20 protein-coding genes are annotated in these 22,571 nt (G+C 73.4%); 15 read left to right on the forward strand and 5 right to left on the reverse strand.

Translation table 11 applies throughout. The features are described 5' to 3' along the window. Nucleotides 1-113 precede the first annotated feature (113 nt). From LE181_RS19870 to LE181_RS19880, 3 genes are all read left to right on the forward strand, one after another. Complete coding sequence (locus tag LE181_RS19870; protein ID WP_225662654.1) at nucleotides 114-1,184, forward strand: C40 family peptidase; 1,071 nt, start codon at nucleotides 114-116, stop codon at nucleotides 1,182-1,184. Between the two features lie 279 nt (nucleotides 1,185-1,463). Next, entirely contained in the window at nucleotides 1,464-2,528 is a 1,065-nt protein-coding gene (locus LE181_RS19875) for a C40 family peptidase (RefSeq protein WP_225662655.1), read from the forward strand. Between the two features lie 48 nt (nucleotides 2,529-2,576). After that, nucleotides 2,577-3,887 (forward strand): gluzincin family metallopeptidase, encoded by a 1,311-nt coding sequence (locus tag LE181_RS19880; protein ID WP_372458425.1) that lies wholly within the window; start codon nucleotides 2,577-2,579, stop codon nucleotides 3,885-3,887. Here LE181_RS19880 and LE181_RS19885 read toward each other — a convergent pair. Then, nucleotides 3,877-5,118: a glycosyltransferase 87 family protein gene (locus LE181_RS19885; RefSeq protein WP_225662656.1), complete on the reverse strand. Its 1,242-nt coding sequence runs from the start codon at nucleotides 5,116-5,118 to the stop codon at nucleotides 3,877-3,879. The two genes, LE181_RS19880 and LE181_RS19885, sit on opposite strands and share 11 nt — an antisense overlap. Nucleotides 5,119-5,303: 185 nt before the next feature. Between LE181_RS19885 and LE181_RS19890 the strand changes: the two genes are divergently transcribed. Further along, the gene (locus LE181_RS19890; RefSeq protein ID WP_225662657.1) at nucleotides 5,304-6,446 is read left to right on the forward strand and encodes a glycosyltransferase family 4 protein; all 1,143 of its coding nucleotides are present in this window, start codon (nucleotides 5,304-5,306) and stop codon (nucleotides 6,444-6,446) included. A gap of 99 nt (nucleotides 6,447-6,545) precedes the next feature. Here the strand turns inward: LE181_RS19890 and LE181_RS19895 are convergent, their stop codons facing one another. After that, nucleotides 6,546-8,342 (reverse strand): AMP-dependent synthetase/ligase, encoded by a 1,797-nt coding sequence (locus tag LE181_RS19895; RefSeq protein WP_225662658.1) that lies wholly within the window; start codon nucleotides 8,340-8,342, stop codon nucleotides 6,546-6,548. 266 nt (nucleotides 8,343-8,608) lie between these two features. Between LE181_RS19895 and LE181_RS19900 the strand changes: the two genes are divergently transcribed. From LE181_RS19900 to LE181_RS19925, 6 genes are all read left to right on the forward strand, one after another. Continuing rightward, on the forward strand, nucleotides 8,609-9,370 hold the full coding sequence (locus tag LE181_RS19900; RefSeq protein ID WP_225662659.1) for a metallophosphoesterase family protein: 762 nt from the start codon (nucleotides 8,609-8,611) through the stop codon (nucleotides 9,368-9,370). Nucleotides 9,371-9,442: 72 nt separating this feature from the next. Next, nucleotides 9,443-9,892: an SRPBCC family protein gene (locus LE181_RS19905; RefSeq protein ID WP_225662660.1), complete on the forward strand. Its 450-nt coding sequence runs from the start codon at nucleotides 9,443-9,445 to the stop codon at nucleotides 9,890-9,892. Between the two features lie 34 nt (nucleotides 9,893-9,926). Next, the gene (locus LE181_RS19910; RefSeq protein WP_225662661.1) at nucleotides 9,927-11,150 is read left to right on the forward strand and encodes an ArsA family ATPase; all 1,224 of its coding nucleotides are present in this window, start codon (nucleotides 9,927-9,929) and stop codon (nucleotides 11,148-11,150) included. 57 nt (nucleotides 11,151-11,207) lie between these two features. Beyond that, nucleotides 11,208-11,696, forward strand: a complete 489-nt coding sequence (locus LE181_RS19915; RefSeq protein ID WP_225662662.1) for a DUF5304 domain-containing protein — start codon at nucleotides 11,208-11,210, stop codon at nucleotides 11,694-11,696. 89 nt (nucleotides 11,697-11,785) lie between these two features. Next, complete coding sequence (locus LE181_RS19920) at nucleotides 11,786-12,727, forward strand: ROK family glucokinase (protein WP_225662663.1); 942 nt, start codon at nucleotides 11,786-11,788, stop codon at nucleotides 12,725-12,727. Between the two features lie 68 nt (nucleotides 12,728-12,795). Further along, a complete protein-coding gene (locus LE181_RS19925; RefSeq protein ID WP_225662664.1) occupies nucleotides 12,796-13,548 on the forward strand; it encodes an endonuclease/exonuclease/phosphatase family protein in 753 nt (250 codons plus the stop codon). Between the two features lie 66 nt (nucleotides 13,549-13,614). Here the strand turns inward: LE181_RS19925 and LE181_RS19930 are convergent, their stop codons facing one another. Together LE181_RS19930 and LE181_RS19935 are read right to left on the reverse strand one after the other, a co-directional pair. Continuing rightward, on the reverse strand, nucleotides 13,615-14,184 hold the full coding sequence (locus LE181_RS19930; protein WP_225662665.1) for a hypothetical protein: 570 nt from the start codon (nucleotides 14,182-14,184) through the stop codon (nucleotides 13,615-13,617). After that, nucleotides 14,177-14,950: an alpha/beta hydrolase gene (locus tag LE181_RS19935; RefSeq protein WP_225662666.1), complete on the reverse strand. Its 774-nt coding sequence runs from the start codon at nucleotides 14,948-14,950 to the stop codon at nucleotides 14,177-14,179. The genes LE181_RS19930 and LE181_RS19935 overlap by 8 nt, the downstream gene beginning before the upstream one ends. Nucleotides 14,951-15,073: 123 nt before the next feature. Here LE181_RS19935 and LE181_RS19940 point away from each other — a divergent pair, with 123 nt between their 5' ends. Genes LE181_RS19940 through LE181_RS19955 form a run of 4 tightly spaced genes read left to right on the forward strand, consistent with a single transcriptional unit; the run spans nucleotide 15,074 to nucleotide 18,871 of the window. Beyond that, nucleotides 15,074-15,856 carry a lysophospholipid acyltransferase family protein gene (locus LE181_RS19940; RefSeq protein ID WP_225662667.1) on the forward strand — a complete coding sequence of 261 codons (783 nt, stop codon included), beginning with the start codon at nucleotides 15,074-15,076 and terminating at the stop codon, nucleotides 15,854-15,856. Nucleotides 15,857-15,903: 47 nt separating this feature from the next. Continuing rightward, nucleotides 15,904-17,130 (forward strand): MacS family sensor histidine kinase, encoded by a 1,227-nt coding sequence (gene macS / locus LE181_RS19945; protein ID WP_225662668.1) that lies wholly within the window; start codon nucleotides 15,904-15,906, stop codon nucleotides 17,128-17,130. Then, on the forward strand, nucleotides 17,127-17,795 hold the full coding sequence (locus LE181_RS19950; protein ID WP_190111745.1) for a response regulator: 669 nt from the start codon (nucleotides 17,127-17,129) through the stop codon (nucleotides 17,793-17,795). The genes macS and LE181_RS19950 overlap by 4 nt, the downstream gene beginning before the upstream one ends. Nucleotides 17,796-17,839: 44 nt before the next feature. Beyond that, on the forward strand, nucleotides 17,840-18,871 hold the full coding sequence (locus LE181_RS19955; protein WP_225662669.1) for a 6-phosphofructokinase: 1,032 nt from the start codon (nucleotides 17,840-17,842) through the stop codon (nucleotides 18,869-18,871). 128 nt (nucleotides 18,872-18,999) lie between these two features. On the opposite strand, the gene LE181_RS19960 is transcribed toward LE181_RS19955, so the two are convergent. Further along, entirely contained in the window at nucleotides 19,000-20,895 is a 1,896-nt protein-coding gene (locus LE181_RS19960) for an anthranilate synthase family protein (RefSeq protein WP_225662670.1), read from the reverse strand. A 295-nt stretch (nucleotides 20,896-21,190) separates the two neighbouring features. Here LE181_RS19960 and LE181_RS19965 point away from each other — a divergent pair, with 295 nt between their 5' ends. Beyond that, on the forward strand, nucleotides 21,191-22,540 hold the full coding sequence (locus LE181_RS19965; protein ID WP_225662671.1) for a class II 3-deoxy-7-phosphoheptulonate synthase: 1,350 nt from the start codon (nucleotides 21,191-21,193) through the stop codon (nucleotides 22,538-22,540). Nucleotides 22,541-22,571 lie beyond the last annotated feature (31 nt).

Below are 22,571 nucleotides of genomic sequence, written 5' to 3' on the forward strand. Positions count from 1 at the left end.
GGGGCAGATTTTTCGCACGAGAATTTGAAAGGATCTCATTCCGCTCACTAGGGTCGGGCCTCGAACCTTTGCTCCATGATTCTGAGTTCGAGGAAGAGGAGGGTCTCGTCCCCGTGGCCTCCCACCGTCGTCCCAAGCCGCCGAGCCGCACTCGGGTGACCGTTCTGACCGCGACCGCCGCCGCGGCCGTCGCACTCACCGCGCAGTCCGCGCACGCCGACCCGCGGCCCTCCAAGGCGGATGCCAAGGCCGAGGTCGACAAGCTCTACGAAGAGGCGGAGCAGGCCACCGAGAAGTTCAACGGGGCCAAGGAGCAGCACGACAAGCTGCAGAAGCAGGTGGACGAGCTCCAGGACCGGGTCGCCCGCGGCCAGGAGGAGCTCAACAAGCTCCGCGACGGCCTCGGTTCGATGGCCACCGCCCAGTACCGCAGCGGCTCCATCGACCCGACCCTGCAGCTGCTGCTGTCCTCCGACCCGGACTCGTACCTGGAGAAGGCTTCCACCCTCAACCAGCTCAGCGCCAAGCAGGCGGACACCCTGCGGCTGATCGCAGCCAAGCAGCGCGTCCTGACACAGCAGCGCAAGGAGGCCACGACGAAGCTGGCGGACCTGGAGTCCACCCGCAAGGCGCTGGGCGAGCGCCAGCGCGAGATCCAGGGCAAGCTGGCCGAGGCCCAGAAGGTGCTCAACGGCTTCTCCGAGAAGGAACGCGCCGAGATCACCGGGGCGGACAAGGCCGCCGACGGCGCCAAGGGCACCGGCGGCAAGACGGGCGGCGACTCCGCCGGCGCCGGCGGCTCGACGAGCCACCCGAAGGTGCCCGCCGGCTCCGGCCGCGGCGGCGCCGCGCTGGGCGCGGCCCAGAGCCAGCTCGGCAAGCCGTACCACTACGGTGCGACCGGCATGTCCTCGTGGGACTGCTCCGGCCTCACCCAGTGGGCCTACGGCCAGGCCGGCGTCTCCCTGCCGCGCATCTCCCAGGACCAGGCCAACGCCGGCACCCGCATCTACAGCCAGAGCCAGCTCCAGCCCGGCGACCTGGTGATCTTCTACGGCGACCAGCACCACGTCGGCCTCTACGCGGGCAATGGCCAGGTGCTGCACGCGCCGCGGACCGGCACGGTCGTCCGCTACGAAGCCATGGGCAACATGCCCTTCCAGTTCGGGGTCCGCGTCGGCTGACCCTTCCCTCCCGGCCCGCACGGCACGGGGGTACTCCCACGGCTCACACTTCCCGCCGCGCCACGCCGCCCGTTCGGGCGAATCCCGGCTACGGCAACTGACTCCACGCCCCGCCGGTGACCTGCGTCTCCGGCGGGGCGTCGGTCGTCCGACCCCCCGCGGTCTTTGAACAGGGGGTGAGCGCGCCGCTACTGTCTGCCGCGCGGTCCCCCCGCCGTCGTCCGCCCGTCGACCGGGCGGCAAGGGGTCCGCACACAGTGGAAGGAAGTGCGGCCCCCCGTGGCGTCCCATCGCCGTCCCTCGCAGTCCGGCCTCGGCCAGAGCATGCGGGTCACCGTTCTGTCCGCCGCGGTGGCCACCGCGGCGGCCGCCCTCTCGGCGGCCCCGGCGACCGCCCGGCCCGGCGACACCGCCGACGACTCCAAGGCGACCGGGACGGTGAGAGCACAACTCGACCGGCTCTACGAGCAGGCCGAGCGGGCCACCGAGAAGTACAACGCGGCCGGCGAACGCGCCGACGCCCTGCGCGAGCGCGTCGAACAGGCCGCCGACCGCGTCGCGCGCGGTCAGGAACAGGTCAACCGGATGCGCACCGCCCTCGGCATGATCGCCACCGCCCAGTACCGCAACGGCGCGGTGGACCCCGCCATCGAGCTGCTGCTGTCCTCCGACCCCGACGGCTACCTCGACCGGGCCGCCACCCTCGACCGCGTCACCGGCCGCCAGGCCGGACAGCTGCGGTCCCTGCTCGCCGCGCAGCGCACGCTGCGCCAGGAGCGGCAGGAGGCCGCCCGCACGCTCGCCGAGCTGGAGGCGAGCCGGGCGGCCGTCGAGCGCCACAAGGAGGAGGTCGAGGGCAAGCTCGCCGAGGCCCGCCGGCTGCTGAACTCCCTCCCGGAGCCGGCCCGCGCGGACTACGCCCGTTCCTCGCGCTCGGGCGAACGCGCCGCCGGGTCCCTGCACGCCGGCGGACTGCTGCCCGACCTTTCGGCGATCTCCGGCCGCGGTGCCGCCGCCGCCATGGCGGTCCGGTCGGCAGTGGGCTCCCCGTACGCCTGGGGGGCGACCGGGCCCGGCGCCTTCGACTGCTCCGGGCTGATGCAGTGGGCCTACGGCCGCGCCGGAGTGGGCCTGCCGCGCACCTCCCAGGCCCAGCGCAACGCCGGCCGCCACGTCTCCCTCGCCGACGCCCGGCCCGGCGATCTGGTCATCTACCGCGACGACGCCAGCCACGTGGGCATGTACGTGGGCAACGGCCAGGTCGTGCACGCCCCCTACCCCGGCGCGCGGGTCCGCTACGACCCGGCCAACATGATGCCGATTTCCTCCGTCACCCGGCCATGAGCGTGCCCTGACCCGGGCCGGGGGCCGCCCGGCTCGTACGATGCGGGCGTGACGGGCAGCGGGCGGAACGGACGGCGGGCGCGGCGCTGCCCGACGGCGGTGGTGCTGCTCGTCCTCGCCCTGCTCGCCGTGCTGGCCGGCTGCGGCCCCGGCGGCCCCGGCACCCGCGCCGAGGGGACCGACACCGCCGCCCAGCGTCTCCTGGACCGGTGGGCGGCCGCCGTCCGCGAGCGGGACGAGGCCGCCTACCTGGCGGCCGTGGACCCGGCCGCCGGCGGCTACCGGGCCGAGCGGCGCCGGGTCTTCGCGGGTCTCGGACAGGTGCCGCTCGCCTCCTGGGAGTACCACCTGGTGCGTACCGGCGGCTTCGGCCCCCTCCCGGGCGACGGCCACCGCGTCGCCGCCGAGGCCGAGCTGCGCTACCGCCTGGACGGCTACGACACGGCACCGGTCACCACCTCGCTGCGGCTGACGCTGGTGCGGCGCGGCGACCGCTGGTACGTGGCCGGGCAGGAGCCCGCGTCCGGCGGCGGCCAGCTGTGGGAACAGGGCACGGTCACGGCCGTGCGCGGCGAGCGCAGCCTGGTCCTCGGCGTGGACCAGGACCCGGCGCGGCTGCGGGCGCTGGCCGGCCTCGCCGACCGGGCGGTGCCCGCGGTGGACGCGGCGTGGCGGGGCGGCTGGGCGGAGCGCGTCGTGGTCGAGATGCCCGCCTCGCTGGAACGGATGGCGGCCCTGCTGGGCGCCCCCGCCTCCCACTACCGCGGCATCGCCGCCGTGACCACCGGCGTCGTCGCCGCCGGGGGCGCCTCCCGTTCCCCCGGGGCCGGCGGGGAGGACACCGCCCCCGCCGACCGGATCATCGTCAACCCCGAGGCGTACGGCGCGCTCGGCGACTTCGGGCGGCGCATCGTGCTCACCCACGAGACCGCGCACGTCGCCACCCGCTCCCGCACCTCGCCCGCCACCCCGCTGTGGCTCTCCGAGGGCTTCGCCGACTGGGCGGCCTACCGCACCAGCGGCCGCACGCCCCGGCAGGCCGCCCCCGAGCTCGCCGAGGCCGTCGCGGCGGGCCGGGCGCCGCAGCAGCTCCCCGAGGACGCCGACTTCGGCTTCGCGGGCGAGGCCGGCCGGCTGGCCCGCGCGTACGAGGAGGGCTGGCTGGCCTGCCGCATGATCGCCGAGGAGTGGGGCGAGGAGAAGCTCGTCGCCTTCTACCGCGCCGTGGGCTCGCACCGCAGCCGCCCGGGGGCCCTCGACGCGGCGCTGCGCGAGGTGCTGGGCATCGGCCGGGACGACTTCACCGGTCGCTGGCGCTCCTACGTCGCCGCCGCGCTGGGCGGTCGGCCTACCGGCTGACCAGCGCGGACTCCCGGGGCTCGGTCGGCGGGTCCGGCTCGCCGGCCGGCGACGCCCCCGACACCGTCTCCCGCCACAGCCGGGTGCAGGAGATGAGCGTCGCCGCCACCAGCAGCCCGTTACGCAGCGTCAGGGTGGCCACGCCCAGCTTGTCGCTGGCCACCACGTGCGAGAACCAGATGGGGAATTCGAGCTGGGTGACCGGGGCCGCGATCACCACGAGCAGCACGGGCAGCATCTGCCGGGGCGTGCGCATCGTCACGCACACCGCCGCCAGTCCGATCAGCCACACCATGTACTGCGGGCTGATGACCCGGCTGGTGGTGGTGAACAGCAGCACCGCGGCGAACGCCGCGTCGTAGGGCGTCGTCGGCGTGAACCTGCGGGCCCGCAGCCGCCACACCAGCAGCCACGCGAACGCCAGCATGCTCAGCCCCAGCGCCAGGGCGCTCACCGCGTGCACGTGCCGGCCCAGGAACTCCACCGAGCCGTAGTTGAGCCGCGCCTTGCCGTGCCAGCCGAAGTGCCGCGCCACGTGGAAGACCAGCGAGCCCAGCGACTCCACCTCCGTGCCCCGGTCGCGCTGGAAGGTCAGGAACGCCAGCGCCCCCGGCATCGCCGCCGTGCAGAACACCGCCAGGAGCGCCGCCGTCACCAGGGCCGCGGTCCACATGGAGCGGGTGCGCGGGCCGCGCGGCGTGCCGATGAGCAGCAGCACCGGCCACACCTTCAGCAACGCCCCGAACCCCGTCAGGGCCCCCGAGAGCCGGGTCCGGCGGCCGGCCGTCAGCAGGGCCGCGACGGCCACCGCGGTGACCATGACGTCGTAGCGGGCGTAGACGATGGGCCCGAGCAGCGGCACCCCCACCACCCACACCCAGACGCCCAGCGGGCTGCGCCGCGCATCCCGCACGGAGTACAGCAGCATCCCCATGACCGCCGCGTCCGCCAGCAGGCACAGCACGAAGAACGCGGGAGCGTAGCCGAGGAAGGGCAGCAGCCCGGGAGCGAGGACGGCCAGTGCGGCGGCCGGCGGGTACTGCCAGGTGACGTCGTCGTAGGGGAAGATGCCGGTCCGCAGCACCCCGTACCAGCCCTGGTAGATCACCTCGATGTCGACGGAGACGTCCGAGCCCGGCATGTCCCACACCCGGAAGACGCACATCATCAGAACGGCCCGGGTGACGGCCCACGCCACGATCGAGAGCCGCAGACCAGTGCCCGCCACCATGATTCACCTCGCCTTTCGGATCCACCCCGCGTCACCACACACCGTGTGTGTGCCGTCACTGCAAGGAATCATGCCGGTCGAGGGGGCCCGCGCGCGATGACGTGGCGGGACGCGGCGCAGAGTTTGCCGCCCTGGGGGCACCCCCGGCGGGAGCCGGGGCGGCACCCCGGTACTGTCGGACGGCGATGCACAAGACCCTGATCGTCACCAACGACTTCCCGCCCCGTCCGGGGGGCATCCAGGCGTTCCTGCACAACATGGCGCTGCGCCTGGACCCGGCGAGCATCGTGGTCTACGCCTCCACCTGGAAGCGGAGCCGCGAGGGCGTGGAGGCGACGGCCCGGTTCGACGCCGAGCAGCCCTTCACCGTCGTCCGTGACCGCACGACCATGCTGCTGCCCACGCCCCGGGTCACCCGGCGCGCGGCCGGCCTGTTGCGGGAGCACGGCTGCACCTCGGTGTGGTTCGGGGCCGCCGCGCCCCTGGGGCTGATGGCCCCCGCGCTGCGCCGGGCGGGCGCCCGCCGGCTGGTCGCCACCTCGCACGGGCACGAGGCCGGGTGGGCCCAGCTGCCCGCTTCCCGGCAGCTGCTGCGGCGGATCGGCGAGGGCACCGACACAATCACCTATCTGGGCGAGTACACGCGGTCGCGGATCGCCGCGGCGTTGACGCCCGAAGCGGCGGCGCGCATGGTGCAACTGCCGCCGGGCGTGAACGAGAAGACCTTCCACCCCGGCTCCGGGGGCGACGAGGTCAGGGCCCGGCTCGGCCTCGCCGGCCGGCCCGTCGTCGTGTGCGTCTCGCGGCTCGTACCGCGCAAGGGCCAGGACACCCTGATCGAGGCCATGCCGCGGATCCTGGCGGCCGTGCCCGACGCCGTCCTGCTGATCGTCGGCGGCGGGCCGTACGCCGACGACCTGCGGAAGCTGGCCGACGCCACCGGCGTCGCGCACGCGGTCCGCTTCACCGGGCCGGTGCCCTGGGAGGAGCTGCCCGCCCACTACGGCGCCGGTGACGTCTTCGCCATGCCGTGCCGCACGCGCCGCGGCGGGCTGGACGTCGAGGGGCTCGGCATCGTCTACCTGGAGGCGTCGGCCACCGGCCTGCCCGTCGTCGCCGGCGATTCGGGCGGCGCCCCGGACGCGGTGCTCGAAGGCGAGACGGGCTACGTCGTGCGCGGAGGGGTGGCCGGGGAGGCCGCCGACCGGATCGTGACGCTGCTGCAGGATCCGGAGCTGCGCCGGCGCATGGGCGAACGCGGCCGCGAGTGGGTCGAGGAGCGCTGGCGGTGGGACCTGCTGGCGGACCGGCTCAAGGCGTTGCTCTAGCGCGCTCCGGCAGCGTCGTCGACATCGCTCCGGCAATGTCGTCGACGTCGTCGGACGCCGGGCGGGCCGGAGACCCCGGCCCGCCCGGTCGGTCCGGCGTCAGCCGTGGTAGATCGCCTCGATCTCGTCGGCGAAGTCCTTCGCGACGACGTTCCGCTTGAGCTTCAGCGACGGCGTCACATGGCCCGACGCCTCCGTGAACTGCGCCGGCAGGATGCGGAACTTGCGCACCGACTCCGCCTTCGAGACCGCCGCGTTGCCGTCGTCGACCGCCTTCTGCACGGCCGCGAGCAGGTCGGCGTCCTCGCCCAGCTCGGCGGCCGTCAGGCCCGCGGCCTTGCCGTTCTGCTCCAGCCAGCGTGGCAGGAAGTCCTCGTCGAGGGTGATCAGGGCGCCGATGAACGGCCGGCCGTCGCCGACGACCATGCACTCGGCGACCAGCGCGTGGGCACGGACCCGGTCCTCGATCACGGCGGGGGCGACGTTCTTGCCGCCGGCCGTGACGATGATCTCCTTCTTGCGGCCGGTGATGCTCAGGAAGCCGTCCTCGTCCAGCGTGCCCAGGTCACCGGTGTGGAACCAGCCGTCCGACAGGGCCTCCGCCGTCGCCGCCTCGTTGTTCCAGTAGCCGGTGAAGAGGTGCTCGCCGTGCAGCAGCACCTCGCCGTCGTCGGCGATGCGCACCACCGAGCCCGGCAGCGGCTGGCCGACTGTGCCGATCCGCGGCTTGTCCCAGGGGTTGAACGCGGTCGCCGCGCACGACTCCGTCAGGCCGTAGCCCTCCAGGACGGTGAAGCCGATGCCCCGGTAGAAGTGGCCCAGGCGCTCGCCCAGCGGGGCGCCGCCGGAGATCGCGTGCGTGGCCCGGCCGCCGAGCACCGCGCGCAGCTTGCTGTAGACCAGCTTGTCGAAGATCTTGTGCTTGATCTTCAGGCCGAAGGACGGGCCCGCGGCGGTGTCCAGGGCGCGGCTGTAGGCGATCGCGGTGTCCGCCGCCTTGTCGAAGATCTTGCCCTTGCCGTCGGCCTGGGCCTTGGCGCGGGCGCCGTTGTAGACCTTCTCGAAGACGCGGGGCACGCCGAGGACCAGGGTGGGCCTGAAGCCCTGGAGGTCGTCGGTGAGGTTGCGGATGTCGCTGACCAGGCCGAGGCGGATGGGCGCCAGCACCGCGGCGACCTCGACCAGCCGGCCGAAGACGTGGGCGGCGGGCAGGAAGAGCAGAACGGACGAATCGCCCGTGTTGAACAGCGGCTTGAGCCGCTCCACCGCATTGCCGCACTCCGCGAAGAAGGCGCGGTGGGTGAGCACGCAGCCCTTGGGGCGCCCGGTGGTGCCCGAGGTGTAGACGATGGTGGCGGGGGAGTCGGCGACGGCCAGCGCGCTGCGCTCGTCGACCGACTCGTCGGTCAGCGTCTCGCCGGCCGTGCGCAGCCGCTCCAGGGCCCCGCGCTCTATCTGCCAGATGTTCGCCAGCTCCGGCAGCCGGTCGCGCACGGACTCCACGGCGGCCTCGTGCGCCGGGGTCTCCACCAGGCAGGCCACGGCCCCGGAGTCGCCGAGGATCCACTGGATCTGCTCCGGCGAGCTGGTCTCGTAGATCGGTACGGTGACGCCGCCCGCGCTCCAGATGGCGAAGTCCAGCAGCGCCCACTCGTAGCGGGTGCGCGACAGCAGCCCGATCCGGTCGCCCGGCTTGATCCCCGCGGCCATCAGGCCCTTGGCGGCGGAACGGACCTCGGCGAGGAACCCGGCGGCGGTGACGTCCTCCCAGCGGCCGTCGACCTTGCGGCCGATGACGGCCACCTCCGGGTGGAGAGCGGCGTTCCGGCGGATGAGATCCGTCAGGTTTCCGTCGGCGGGGACCTCGTACAGGGCCGGAAGGCTGAACTCGCGCAAGACTGCTGCTCCTCGTCGGGCGCCGGCGCCGCCGCGTCGTCGAGGGGCGCTGCGTCGGCTGCGGTCCATGATCAGGCAGGGGGATCGGACTGCCCGGACGTTACCCACCAGTACCACTTTCGAATAGAGGGTCGCGCCCAGATGTTCTATGCGTCACATGCCACGGGACTGCTCCCCGCACCCTAGCCCCCCGGCTAGGTGACTCGGAAGTAACCGCAGGTCGGGGCCCTTCCGGACGCCCAGCCGCAGCACCTAGGGTGATCCGTATGCGAGTCCACGTGGTCAGCGACGTACACGGCAACGCCGAAGGTCTGGCGCGGGCGGGAGAGGGCGCCGACGCCCTGGTCTGCCTGGGCGACCTCGTCCTCTTCCTCGACTACGCCGACCACTCGCGCGGCATCTTCCCGGAGCTGTTCGGGACCGAGGCCGCCGACCGCATCGTCGAGCTGCGCACCGCCCGCCGCTTCGACGAGGCCCGCGAGCTCTCCCGCGCCCTGTGGGACGGCATCGACCGCAAGAGCGCCGTCGAGGCCGCCGTCCGCAAGCAGTACGCCGAGCTGTTCGCCGCCTTCCCCACCCCCACCTACGCCACCTACGGCAACGTGGACATCCCGCCCCTGTGGCCGGAGTACGCCCGCCCCGGCACCACCGTCCTCGACGGCGAGCGCGTGGAGATCGGCGGCCTCGTCTTCGGATTCGTCGGCGGCGGCCTGCGCTCCCCCATGCGCACCCCCTACGAGATCGACGACGAGACCTACGCCGCCAAGCTCGCCGCCCTCGGCGACGTCGACGTCCTCTGCTCGCACATCCCGCCCGACGTGCCCGAGCTCTGCTACGACACCGTCGCCCGCCGCTTCGAGCGCGGCAGCTCCGCCCTGCTGGAGACCATCCGCGCCGTCCGGCCCCGGTACGCCCTCTTCGGCCACGTCCACCAGCCGCTGGCCCGCCGGATGCGCATCGGGGCCACCGAATGCGTCAACGTCGGCCACTTCGCGTCCACGGCCACACCCTGGGTGCTGGAGTGGTGACGCGCAGCGGGAGGTAGCCTTCACCGGCAGACCAAGAAGAGGCCGCGGACCGGTACCGGAGGAGCCCCGCAGATGGCGGAACACACCAGCTCAAGCATCACGATCGAGGCGACCCCCGCCGAGGTGATGGCCGTGATCGCCGACTTCGACCGCTACAGCGAGTGGACGGGAGAGGTCAAGCAGGCCGAAGTCCTGGAGAAGGACGAGCAGGGCCGCGCCAGCAAGGTGCGCCTGGTCCTCGACGCGGGCGCCATCAAGGACGACCACACCCTCAACTACAGCTGGCCCGAGGCCGGCGTCGTCCAGTGGTCCCTCGACAAGTCCCAGATGCTGCGCCAGCTCGACGGCTCCTACAGCCTGGAGCCCGCCGAGGGCGGCAAGCACACCAAGGTCACCTACCAGCTCACCGTCGACGTGAAGATCCCGATGCTCGGGATGATCAAGCGCAAGGCGGAGAAGGTCATCATCGACCGGGCCCTCGACGGACTCAAGAAGCGCGTCGAGTCGGGCACCGCTTCCTGACGTCCGCTCCAGAACCACTGCCGGAGGCTCCACCTTGCGTACGGTCCTCGTCACCGGTCCCGGCGGCGCGGGCCGCACCACCGTGGCGGCGGCCACGGCCCTGGCCGCCGCCCGCACCGGGCGCCGCGTGCTGCTGCTCACCTGCGACCGCGGGCGGGCACCGGACGCGGTGCTCGGCACCGCGCTGCCGGCCGGGGGCACCGACGACGGCGCCCCCTGGACGCCACCCGTCGAGGCGGCCCCCGGACTGTGGGCCGCCCGCGTCGCCACCGGCGAGCACTTCGGCGCCCTCGCCCGCGACCTGCAGGAGCGCGGCAGCTCCCTCCTCGACCTGCTCGGCGCCGCCCCCCTCGACCCCGAAGAGCTCACCGAGCCCCCCGGCGCCGAACCCCTGGCGGTCCTCGCCGCCCTCCGCGCCGCCCGCACCGGTTCCCGCTGGGACCTGCTCGTCGTCGACATGCCGCCCGTCCACGAGAGCGTGCGCCTGCTGGCCCTGCCCGAGCAGCTCAGCCGCTACCTGCGCCGGCTGCTGCCCCCCGAGCGCCAGGCCGCCCGCGCGCTGCGCCCCATGCTGGCCCAGCTGGCCGGCGTCCCCATGCCCGCCCAGCTGCTCTACGAGACCGTCGAGCGCTGGCAGCAGGAGCTCGCCGCCGTCCAGGACGTCCTGGAGTCGGCCGGCACGACCGTGCGCCTGGTCGCCGAACCCGGCCCCGTCGCCGGCGAGGCGCTGCGCACCGCCCGCGCCGGGCTCGCCCTGCACGGCTGCCGCATCGACGCGCTCGTGGCGAACCGCCTGCTGCCCGCCGCCTCCGCCGACCCCTGGCTCGCGGGCCTGGCCGACGAGCAGCGCACCGCCCACAAGGCGCTCTGCGAGGAGTTCCTCGCCGACGGCATCACCGTCCGCGACCTGCCGCACCTCGGGCGCTCCCCCCGCGGCCTCACCGACCTGGAGCCGCTGGCCGAGCGCGCCACCCTGCCCGAGAAGGTCCGCGAGACGGCCGACCCGTGGACCGTCGAGGACCGCCTCGCCACCGACGGCATGCTCGTCTGGCGACTGCCGCTGCCCGGTGCCGACCGCGAGGGCCTCGGCCTCGTCCGCCGCGGCGACGAACTCATCGTCGCCACCGGACCGTTCCGCCGCGTCCTGCCCCTGCCGTCCGCACTGCGCCGGTGCACGGTCTCCGGCGCCGGGCTGCGCGACGGGGCGCTCAGCGTGCGCTTCCGGCCCGACCCCGGGCTGTGGCCGCGGAGCAGCTGAACGCCACCGGGCCGGTCGGGTAACGTCGAAGGAAAATCCAGCTCGCAGGAGTCCGTCATGACCGATGCCACCGAGCGCCCCGGCTCCGGCCGGACGCCCGACCCCGACGCCTGGGAGCGCGCCTGCGCCGAGGACCTCGCCGCCGAGAACGCCCGCCGTGCGGGTTCCGGCCGGGCGCACGAACCGGGCAGCGCCGCCGAGGAGCTGCGCAAGCTCGTCGACGCCGTCGCCGACAAGGTCTCCGCCCTCCAGCTGCCCCTGGGAGCCGGCACCGCGGGCGCCGCCGCCCAGAGCGCCGTCCAGCAGCTCGTCGCCCAGGCCAGAGCCGCCGTGGAGCCCGTCATCGAGCGCAACCCCGAGGTCTTCGACCACCTCGCCTCCGCCGGCTCGGAGCTGATGGCCGCCTACCGCGCCGCCGTCCAGGGCCACGAGGGCCGCTGGACGCGCGACGAACCCTCGCGCGAGCGACGCAAGGACGACGGCGACGGCCGGGACGGCGGGAACGGCGGCGACAACGGCGGAACCGAACGCATCGACCTCGACTGAGCCCCCCCTTGGGCCCGAACGGCATGGGGGTACCCCCCTCTCCGGTACGGTGGGGCGCGGCGGGGTTCGAGCGAAAAACTGAGGGACACATGGGACTCACCATCGGCGTCGACATCGGCGGCACGAAGATCGCGGCCGGCGTGGTCGACGAAGAGGGCTCGATCCTCGCGACGTGCAAGGTGCCGACCCCGGACACCCCCGAGGGCGTCATCGACGCGATCGCGGACGCGGTGCGCACGGTCAGCGAGGGCTTCGAGGTCGAGGCCGTCGGCATCGGCGCCGCCGGCTACGTGGACGACAAGCGCGCCACCGTGCTCTTCGCCCCGAACATCAACTGGCGGCACGAGGCGCTCAAGGACAAGGTCGAGCAGCGCGTCGGCCTTCCGGTCGTCGTCGAGAACGACGCCAACGCCGCCGCCTGGGGCGAGTACCGCTTCGGTGCCGGCCAGGGCCACGACGACGTCATCTGCATCACGCTCGGCACCGGCCTCGGCGGCGGCATCATCATCGGCAACAAGCTGCGCCGCGGCCGCTTCGGCGTGGCCGCCGAGTTCGGCCACATCCGCGTCGTCCCCGACGGCCTGCTGTGCGGCTGCGGCAGCCAGGGCTGCTGGGAGCAGTACGCCTCCGGCCGCGCCCTCGTCCGCTACGCCAAGCAGCGCGCGCAGGCCACCCCGGAGAACGCCGAGATCCTGCTGAGCCTGGGCGACGGCACCCCCGAGGGCATCGAGGGCAAGCACATCAGCGACGCCGCCCGCCAGGGCGACCCGGTCGCCATCGACTCCTTCCGCGAGCTGGCCCGCTGGGCCGGCGCGGGCCTGGCCGACCTGGCCTCGCTCTTCGACCCCTCGGCGTTCATCGTCGGCGGCGGCGTCTCCGACGAGGGCGACCTCGTCCTCGACCCGATCCGCAAGTCCTTCCGCCGCTGGCTGGTGGGCGGCCAGTGGCGCCCGCACGCCCAGGTGCTCGCCGCCCAGCTGGGCGGCAAGGCCGGCCTGGTGGGCGCCGCCGACCTGGCCCGCCAGGGCTAGCAGGGCGGAGCCGCACGACGGGGGCCGTTCGCCGTTTCGTGCGGCGCCGGTGCGGAAAGGGAAGCAGCGTGCTGCACGACCTTCCCGCTTCCCGCACCGAGTCCGACGGCTCGGCCGTCGTCCGCGTGCTGAGCTACAACGTCCGCTCCCTGCGTGACGACGTGGGCGCGCTGGCCCGGGTCATCCGGGCCTGCGCGCCCGACGTCGTCTGCGTCCAGGAGGCGCCGCGCTTCTTCCGTTGGCGCAAGGCCGCGGCCCGGCTCGCCCGCGAGACGGACCTGACCTACGTCACCGGCGGCGCCACCGCCTCCGGCCCGATGCTCCTCGCCTCGCTCCGCGCCCACGTGGAGCGCGCGGAGGACGTCCTGCTGCCCCGCACCCCGGGCCTGCACCAGCGGGGCCTCGCGACGGCCGTGGTGCGCTTCGGCCGGACCGCCCGGCTGGGCGTCGTCAGCTGCCACCTGAGCATCCGCGACACCGAGCGCCAACGACAGGGACGGCTGGTCCTGGAACACCTGGCGGCCCTCGGCGTCCCGCACGCGGTGCTCGCCGGCGACCTCAACGACCGGCCCGACGGCCGTACGTTCACCCTGCTCGCCCGGGAACTGCAGGACGGCTGGGCCACCCGCCCGTGGGGGCGCGAGCACACGACGCGGCTCGGGGACCCCCTGCAGCGCATCGACGCGGTCTTCGCCACGAAGGACGTGGAGGTGCTGGGCTGCGGGGTGCCGATGGGGCTGGAGGGTGTGGAGGAGGCGGACCTGAGGGCGGCGACCGACCACTTGCCGGTGCTGTGCGCGGTACGGGTGCCGGCCGCCTGACGCCCGCACGGCGTCCCGGATACGCGAAAGGGGCCGGACGTATCCGGCCCCTCACCCTGTAGTGCCTCAGACCACCGCGCCGCGGCCCGGGTCGTCGTCCTCGTCGTCGCCGTCCTTCATGCGCAGGACCAGCGTCGCGAAGCCGCCCAGGAAGCCGCCCACGCCCACGGTGGTGATCCACCACGTCAGCTCCTGCTGCAGCAGGACCATGACCAGGAGCAGCAGCGGCCCGCCCAGCACCGCGATCCACGCGAAGCGCGACGTCACGTCGCCCGTCGGCAGCGGCGGCGGCTCCGGGGGCACGAAGTGGCCCTCGTCGGCGTCGTCGGTGTCCGCCGGATCCGGGGCGGGCGCGTCGCGCGGGCCGACGCCCGGCGCATAGACGATGAAGCCGCCCGGCCGCCCGGCGGGCTCCGGGGCGGGACCGGGCTCGGCCACGGGGGAGGGCCCGGCGGCCTCCGGCTCCGGCTTCCTCGGCTCCCGCTCGTCGCTCACGTCGCCACCCGTCGCGGGCCAGCGGCCCTTCTCGGGATCCGGCTGCTCCCCGTAGGCCGCCACGAGCTCGGCCCACGCGCGGTCCTCGTCCAGCGGGTCGCGGCTCTCGTCACGGTCGCGGTCCGCGTCGCGCTCAGCCACGGGAGGCAGCCTCCCGCTTCTCCGGGGAGAGCCGCCCGATGAACGCGTACGTCTCGTCGAAGATCCACTGGGCGTCGTGGTCCAGCGTCGCCACGTGGTAGCTGTGCTCCAGCAGCCGCTCGGTGACGTCCCGGGAGGACACCCGCGCCAGGATGCGCGCCGAGTCGGCCGGCGGGACGACGTGGTCCTCGGGGCTGTGCATCAGCAGCAACGGCTGGGTCACCTGGGGCAGTTCCGAGTCCAGCATCTGCAGGAAGCGGCGGAAGGAGTGCGCGGCGTGCAGCGGCACCCGGTCGTAGCCCGTCTCCTCGATGCCCGGCTTGGCGATGTCGCTGGTGATGCCCTTGGTGGTGGGGACCAGGTGGCGCACCACGGGCAGCGCCCGGGCGGCCAGGCCGTGCACCTTGTTGGCCGGGTTGACCAGGACGACACCGGAGACGGCGTCGCCGTGCTTGGCGGCCAGGCGCAGCGCGAGGGCGCCGCCCATCGACAGGCCGCAGACGAAGACCCGGGAACACCGCTCCCGCAGCGACCACAGTGCGCGGTCGACCTCGGCGTACCAGTCCTGCCAGCCGGTGATCGCCATGTCCCGCCAGTGGGTGCCGTGCCCCGGCAGCAGCGGCAGCGAGACGCTCAGGCCCCGTTCCGCGAGATAATCGGCCCAGGGCCTGACCGACTGCGGGGAACCGGTGAAGCCGTGACACACGAGGACGCCGACCTCTCCGCCGTCATGGCGGAACGGCTCGGCTCCGGGGAGGAGCGGCACCGGAATCTCCGTTCAAGGGAGCGGGACAACAGGAAAGAGAGGGTCTGGGCCTCAGCCTACGCGGAGCGCCGCACGGCGGGTAGGCAGGTTAAGGTCTCCTCGTCACACACTGGAGGTTCTGGGTTGTTCTACGGCGCAATGAAGCTGTCCATCGGCGGGTCGCTGAAGCTTGCCTTCCGGCCGTGGGTGGAGGGTCTGGAGAACATCCCGGCCGAGGGGCCCGCGATCCTGGCGAGCAACCACCTGTCCTTCTCGGACTCCTTCTTCCTCCCCGCGGTGCTCGATCGCAAGATCACGTTCATCGCCAAGCAGGAGTACTTCACCTCCCCCGGAGTCAAGGGGAAGCTGACGGCCGCCTTCTTCAAGGGCGTCGGCCAGCTCCCCGTCGACCGCTCGGGGGCGCGTGGGGCCGGTGAGGCCGCCATCAAGAGCGGCATCGAGGTGCTGGAGCGCGGTGAGCTCTTCGGCATCTACCCCGAGGGCACCCGTTCCCCGGACGGCCGCCTCTACCGCGGCAAGCCCGGCGGGCTCGCCCGCGTCGCCCTGGCCACCGGAGCTCCGGTGATCCCCGTCGCGATGATCGACACGGAGAAGATCCAGCCGCCCGGCAAGGTCGTCCCCAAGCTGATGCGGCCGGGCATCCGGATCGGCAAGCCGCTGGACTTCAGCCGCTACCACGGCATGGACGGCGACCGCTTCATCCTCCGCTCGGTGACCGACGAGGTCATGTACGAGATCATGAAGCTCTCCGGCCAGGAGTACGTCGACATCTACGCGACCGCCGCCAAGCGGCAGATCGCGGAGGAGGCGAAGCAGAAGGCCGAGGAGGAGAAGGCGGCGAAGGCCGCCGGACTCGACAAGGCCGAGAAGGCGGACCAGGCCGACAGGCCCGACGAGAAGGCGTAGCGGAAGCCCGAGGCGTAAGGTCGCCCGGCTGGGGGGTTGGGGCAGACATGACACAGCGCACCGGTGGGCGTCCGCGCGCCGTGCGGATGTCGGTGGAGCTGCCCCTGTGGCAGGCGCTGACCGGCTACCGCATCCTGACGCTCGGCTACGCGCTCACGCTCTTCTTCCTGAGCTACCACGCGTACGCCCATCCGCTCGGTGCCGCGCTCTACATGGGCGTACTCACCCTGTGGATGCTGCTGACCTGGAACCGGACCACGTCCGCCGAGCGGTGCACCAAGCCGTTCCTGATCGCCGACCTGACGATCGCGCTGGCAGGAATCCTCCTCACCTCCTTCGTCGACACCGCCGAGCGCATCGACGGAGGCGCCGCCACCCTCCCGTCCATCTGGACCGGCGGCGCCGTGCTGGGCCTGGCCATCAAGGGCGGCTGGCGCTGGGCGGCGGCCGGCTCGACGATCGTGGCGGCCGCCAACCTCGTCGAGCGCGGCAGCCCCGCCCGCGACACCGTCCACAACGTCGTCCTGGTGTGGGTCTCCAGCATCGCCATCGGCTACATCGTCGAGGTCGCCCGCGCCAGTGAGCGCACGCTCGCCCGCGCCCTGCAGATCGAGGCCGCCACCCGCGAGCGCGAGCGGCTGGCCCGGGACATCCACGACAGCGTCCTGCAGGTGCTGGCCATGGTCCAGCGCCGTGGCGCGGCGATCGGCGGCGAGGCCGCCGAACTGGGCCGCATGGCCGGCGAGCAGGAGATCGCCCTGCGCAGCCTGGTCGCCGGCGGACTGCTGCCCCCGCAGCGTTCCGCCGCCCAGCTCGCCGAGGACGCCGAGCTGGTCCGGACGGTGGCCCCCGTCCCGGCGCCGCCGTCCGGCCCCTGCGACGTACGGGCCCTCATCGCCCCGCACGCCGGGGCCACCGTCACCGTCTCGGCGCCCGGCACGCCCGTGCTGCTGGAGGCGGCCGCGGCCGCGGAGCTCGCGGCCGCCGTCGGCGCCGCCCTGGACAACGTCGCGCAGCACGCCGGCGAGGCCGCCCGGGCCTGGATCCTGCTGGAGGACGAGCCGGACGAGGTGATCGTCACCGTGCGCGACGACGGCCCGGGCATCCCCGAGGGGCGGCTGGCCGACGCCGAGCGCGAGGGGCGCATGGGCGTCGCCCTGTCCATCCGCGGCCGGCTGCGGGACCTCGGCGGCAGCGCCGAGCTGGTATCGGTGCCCGGGCAGGGCACCGAGGTCGAATTGAGAGTTCCACGGGGGAGCGAGGACAGACGATGAGCACAGAGGCGATACGGGTCATGGTGGTCGACGACCACCCGATGTGGCGGGACGCGGTCGCCCGCGACCTGGCGGCCGCCGGGTACGACGTGGTGGCCACGGCCGGCGACGGCCCCCAGGCGGTGCGCCGGGCCACGGCGGTCCGGCCCGACGTCCTGGTCCTCGACCTCAACCTGCCCGGACTGCCCGGCGTGGCCGTCTGCAAGGAGCTGGTCGCGGACCGGCCGCAGCTGCGCGTGCTGGTGCTGTCCGCCAGCGGCGAGCACGCGGACGTCCTGGAGGCCGTGAAGTCCGGCGCCACGGGCTACCTGCTGAAGTCCGCCAGCACGGAGGAGCTGCTGGACGCCGTGCGCCGCACGGCGGCGGGCGAGCCCGTCTTCACCCCCGGACTGGCCGGCCTCGTCCTCGGCGAGTACCGCCGCCTGGCCGCCGACCCCGCCCCCGCGGCCCCCGACGAGCCCAAGGCCCCGCGGCTCACCGACCGCGAGACGGAGGTGCTGCGGCTCGTGGCGAAGGGTCTGTCCTACAAGCAGATCGCCGAGCGGCTGGTTATTTCCCACCGCACGGTGCAGAACCATGTTCAGAACACCTTGGGCAAGCTCCAGCTGCACAACCGTGTGGAGCTCGTCCGCTACGCGATAGAGCGAGGTCTCGACGACGCCTGACCCTTCGCGGCCGGGCGTTCCCGGCGAAGGGAAAGGTGTCTGTCATGCGGATCGGAGTGCTGACCGGCGGAGGCGACTGCCCCGGCCTCAACGCGGTCATCCGCGCGGTCGTCCGCAAGGGCGTCCAGGACCACGGCCACGACTTCATCGGCTTCAAGGACGGCTGGCGCGGCCCGCTGCGCGGCGCCGTCGTCCCACTCGGCATCCCGGCGGTCCGGGGCATCCTGCCGCGCGGCGGCACGATCCTCGGCTCGTCGCGCACCAACCCGTTCAAGGAGCCGGACGGCGTCCGGCGGATCAAGGAGAACCTCGCCAAGTACGAGGTGGACGCCCTGATCGCGATCGGCGGCGAGGACACCCTGGGCGTCGCCGCCCGCCTCGGCGACGAGTACGGCATCCGCTGCGTCGGCGTGCCCAAGACCATCGACAACGACCTCTCGGCCACGGACTACACCTTCGGCTTCGACACGGCCGTCAACATCGCCACCGAGGCCATCGACCGGCTGCACACGACGGCCGAGTCGCACATGCGCGTCCTCGTCGTCGAGGTCATGGGCCGGCACGCCGGCTGGATCGCCCTGCACTCCGGCCTGGCCGGCGGCGCCAACGTCATCCTGATCCCCGAGCGGCGCTTCGACCTCGACGAGGTCTGCGGCTGGGTGACCTCGCGCTTCCGCGCCAGCTACGCGCCGATCGTGGTCGTCGCGGAGGGCGCGATGCCACAGGACGGCGACCTGGTGCTCAAGGACTCCGCCGCGCTCGACTCCTTCGGCCACGTCCGGCTCTCCGGGGTGGGGGAGTGGCTGGCGAAGGAGATCGAGGCCCGGACGGGGAAGGAGGCGCGGACGACGGTGCTGGGGCACGTCCAGCGGGGCGGGACGCCGAGTGCGTTCGACCGGTGGCTGGCGACGCGGTTCGGGTTGCACGCGATCGACGCGGTGCGGGACGGGGACTTCGGAGCCATGGTGGCGCTGCGCGGCGCGGACGTGGTCCGCGTTCCCCTGGCCGAGGCCACCGCCCGGCTGAAGACCGTTCCGTTGCCCCTGTACGAGGAGGCCAAGACGTTCTTCGGCTGATCCGCGTCGGGGGGATTCCGCGCCTCCGGCGCGGGGCTCTCCCACCCGCCCGCCCGGCACCCGGAACGTCATGACGTTCGGAGTGATCGGGTGGGCGGGTGGGCGAAACCGCCGCGGTAGCGGCGGGCTCAGACGCGGACCGCGGAGAGCAGCTCCGCCACGATCGCCGACCCGTTCAGCGTCAGCACCGACTCCGGGTGGAACTGGACCCCCGCAAAGCCGGACCCCCGCAGCGCGTGCACCTCCCCCGTGCCGGGGTCACGGCACAGCTCGACGCCCTCGGCATCCCCCCGTGCCGCGAAGGTGTTGTAGAAGCCCACCGTCTCCTCCCGCCCGAAGAAGTCGATCCGCTCCTGCGCCCCCTGGAACGGCACCGGCTTCCGCACGATCTCCAGCCCCAGCTCCGCCGCGATCAGCTCGTGCCCCAGGCACACCCCCAGCACCCCGTGCCGGTGCGGCCCCCGCAGCAGCTCACCCGTCAGCCCGCGCAGCATCCGCATCTTCGGGTCGGCCGCGTCCGAGGGGTTGCCCGGGCCGGGGCCGAGCACCACCGGACCTTCATGGGCCAGCGCCGCCTGCCGCAGCCCCGGCTCGTCGAAGCGCCGCACCGTCACCGTCAGCCCCGTGGTGCGCAGCAGGTGGGCGAGCATCGCCGTGAAGGTGTCCTCGCCGTCGACGACGAGCGCGTGTCCGCTCGGCACGGCCGCCGGGGCCTCGGTCTGCATCCGCAGCCAAAAGGGGGCCAGGTCCGCGCGCCGGGCGTCCAGCGCGGCCCGTACCCGGGGGTCGTCGGCGAGCCGTACGGGCGGGGCCGCCGCCGGGCGTACCGGTTCCGGCCGGACGCCGAGGGCCGCGAGGACGCCCGCCGCCTTGGCGTGCGTCTCGGCGACCTCGGCGTGGGGGTCGGAGTGGCGCACGAGGGTGGCGCCGACGCCCACCCGCAGCCGTCCGCGCCGGTCGATGTCCGCGGTACGGATGAGGATCGGCGAGTCCAGGGTCTGCGCACCGCCCGCGTCGCGGCCGATGAGGGCGAGCGCCCCCGCGTAGTAGCCGCGGCCGCCGGGCTCGTACCGTTCGATGACGCGGCACGCGTTCTGGACGGGCGAGCCGGTGACCGTGGCCGCGAACATCGTCTCGCGGAGCACCTCGCGGACGTCCAGCGAGGAGCGTCCGCGCAGCTCGTACTCGGTGTGGGCCAGGTGGGACATCTCCCTCAGCCTCGGGCCGACGACCACGCCGCCCATGTCGCCGACGGTGCACATCATCTTCAGCTCCTCGTCGACGACCATGGACAGCTCCTCCACCTCCTTGCGGTCGTGGAGGAAGCCGAGCAGGTCGTCGGCGGACGGGCCGCCGGCCGGGTAGCGGTAGGTGCCGCTGATGGGGTTCATCACGACCGTTCCGCCGGACATCCGCACGTGCACCTCCGGGCTGGCGCCCACGAGGGTGCGCTCCCCGGTGTGCAGCACGTACGTCCAGTAGGCGCCGCGCTCGCCGCCCAGCAGCCGGCGGAAGAGGGCGAGGGCGTCGGCGGCGCCGAAGCCGTGGATCTCGCCCTCGAAGGTGCGCCGGATGACGAAGTTCGCGCCCTCGCCGGTGCCGATCTCGTCCTCGATGACGCGCTCGACGATCCGGGCGTACTCCTCGTCGCCCACGTCGAACGTGCCGCCCTCCACCCGGACCCCGTGCGCGGGCAGCGCGGCGCGGACCTCGGCGAGCGGGAGCTCGTGGCACTCCTCGGGGCGCAGGACGAGCAGGGGGGTGCCGTCGTCGCGGACGTCGAAGCCGCGCTCGCGGATCTGCCGGAACGGGACGACGGCCAGCGCGTCGTGGGCGGGGCCGCCGTGGGCGGGCGGGCCGGCGGGCAGCGGGATGTCGCCCAGGCGGCCGGCCTCGGTGACGGGGCCCAGGAGCAGCTCGACGGTGTCCTGCGACAGGCCGGGGGCGCGGCGGTGGAGCAGGGCGAACGGCGGGCAGCCGGGGGCGGTCAGCCGGGCGAGCAGGGTGGCGGTGTCGAAGGTCATCTGAGGTGGTTCCTTCCTGGAGGGGAGGAACGGCCTCGGTTCCGGCGGCCGGGAGGACGCCGAAGGCCGCCCCTCGGGGCGGCCTTCGCGGAGTCGTGAGTACGCGCGATCAGTGGGCCGCCGGAGGAGCGGTCCACCACCACTTTCGATTGCAGGACTCAAGCGCGTACATGCCGGGGACAGTACCCGACGCGCCCCGGCCCTGTCCCGGATTTTCACCGGACCCGTCTCAGCCGATGTCTCACAGTGCGGTCCTGCCGCTGGAAGGCTGTCAAGACCCCGTACTGTTGAGGGCGTGACCGTGAACGCTGAAACCCACGCCGGTGGCCACACCTGGCGCTCCCTGCCCGCGGCGCAGCAGCCTGACTGGCCGGACCAAGAGGCTCTGCGCGATGTGATCGCCGAGCTCGAGTCCTATCCGCCCCTCGTCTTCGCCGGCGAGTGCGACCAGCTGCGTCAGCGCCTGGGAGCCGTCGCCCGCGGTGAGGCGTTCCTGCTCCAGGGTGGCGACTGCGCCGAAGCCTTCGACGCCGTCGGTGCCGACCAGATCCGCAACAAGCTCAAGACCCTGCTCCAGATGGGTGCGGTGCTGACCTACGCGGGTTCCGTGCCCGTCGTGAAGGTCGGCCGCATCGCCGGCCAGTACAGCAAGCCGCGCTCGAAGCCGACCGAGACCCGCGACGGCGTGACCCTGCCGACCTACCGCGGCGACTCCGTCAACGGCTTCGCGTTCACGCCCGAGGCCCGTACGCCGGACCCGCAGCGGCTGAAGCGGATGTACCAGGCGTCGGCCTCGACGCTGAACCTGGTGCGTGCCTTCACCACCGGTGGCTACGCCGACCTGCGCCAGGTGCACGCCTGGAACCAGGACTTCGTGAAGTCCTCGCCCTCCGGTCAGCGCTACGAGCAGCTGGCGCGCGAGATCGACCGGGCGATGAACTTCATGAACGCCTGTGGGGTGGACCCGGAGGAGTTCAAGACCGTCGAGTTCTTCGCCTCGCACGAGGCGCTCGTCCTCGACTACGAGTCGGCGCTGACCCGCGTCGACTCGCGCACCGGCCGGCTGTACGACGTCTCGGGCCACATGGTGTGGATCGGTGAGCGCACCCGGCAGCTGGACGGGGCGCACATCGAGTTCGCCTCCAAGATCCGCAACCCGATCGGGGTGAAGCTCGGGCCGACCACGACGCCCGAGGACGCCCTCACGCTGATCGAGCGGCTCGACCCCGAGCGCGAGCCCGGCCGTCTGACGTTCATCACCCGGATGGGCGCCGACAAGATCCGTGAGAAGCTCCCCACCCTGGTGGAGAAGGTCACGGCGTCCGGCGCGCAGGTGGTGTGGGTCTGCGACCCGATGCACGGCAACACCTTCGAGGCGGCCTCGGGTCACAAGACCCGTCGCTTCGACGACGTGCTGGACGAGGTCAAGGGCTTCTTCGAGGTCCACAAGGGCCTCGGCACCCACCCGGGCGGCATCCACGTGGAGCTCACCGGTGACGACGTCACGGAGTGCGTGGGCGGCGGCGACGAGATCTTCGTCGACGACCTGCACCAGCGCTACGAGACGGCGTGCGACCCCCGCCTCAACCGCAGCCAGTCCCTGGACCTGGCCTTCCTGGTCGCCGAGATGTACCGCGACCAGTAATAACCGCAGGTAATGGCAGTGGGGGGGGGGG

The organism is Streptomyces sichuanensis (assembly GCF_020328095.1).
In the GTDB taxonomy this organism is placed as follows: Bacteria; Actinomycetota; Actinomycetes; order Streptomycetales; family Streptomycetaceae; genus Streptomyces; species Streptomyces cinnamoneus.

Coding starts and splice junctions, on each gene's coding strand:
- LE181_RS19905 (WP_225662660.1), top strand. CDS start 9,443: ATGGCGGAACACACCAGCTCAAGCATCACGATCGAGGCGACCCCCGCC.
- LE181_RS19885 (WP_225662656.1), bottom strand. CDS start 5,118: ATGGTGGCGGGCACTGGTCTGCGGCTCTCGATCGTGGCGTGGGCCGTC.
- LE181_RS19920 (WP_225662663.1), top strand. CDS start 11,786: ATGGGACTCACCATCGGCGTCGACATCGGCGGCACGAAGATCGCGGCC.
- macS (WP_225662668.1), top strand. CDS start 15,904: ATGACACAGCGCACCGGTGGGCGTCCGCGCGCCGTGCGGATGTCGGTG.
- LE181_RS19915 (WP_225662662.1), top strand. CDS start 11,208: ATGACCGATGCCACCGAGCGCCCCGGCTCCGGCCGGACGCCCGACCCC.
- LE181_RS19900 (WP_225662659.1), top strand. CDS start 8,609: ATGCGAGTCCACGTGGTCAGCGACGTACACGGCAACGCCGAAGGTCTG.
- LE181_RS19955 (WP_225662669.1), top strand. CDS start 17,840: ATGCGGATCGGAGTGCTGACCGGCGGAGGCGACTGCCCCGGCCTCAAC.
- LE181_RS19960 (WP_225662670.1), bottom strand. CDS start 20,895: ATGACCTTCGACACCGCCACCCTGCTCGCCCGGCTGACCGCCCCCGGC.
- LE181_RS19890 (WP_225662657.1), top strand. CDS start 5,304: ATGCACAAGACCCTGATCGTCACCAACGACTTCCCGCCCCGTCCGGGG.
- LE181_RS19950 (WP_190111745.1), top strand. CDS start 17,127: ATGAGCACAGAGGCGATACGGGTCATGGTGGTCGACGACCACCCGATG.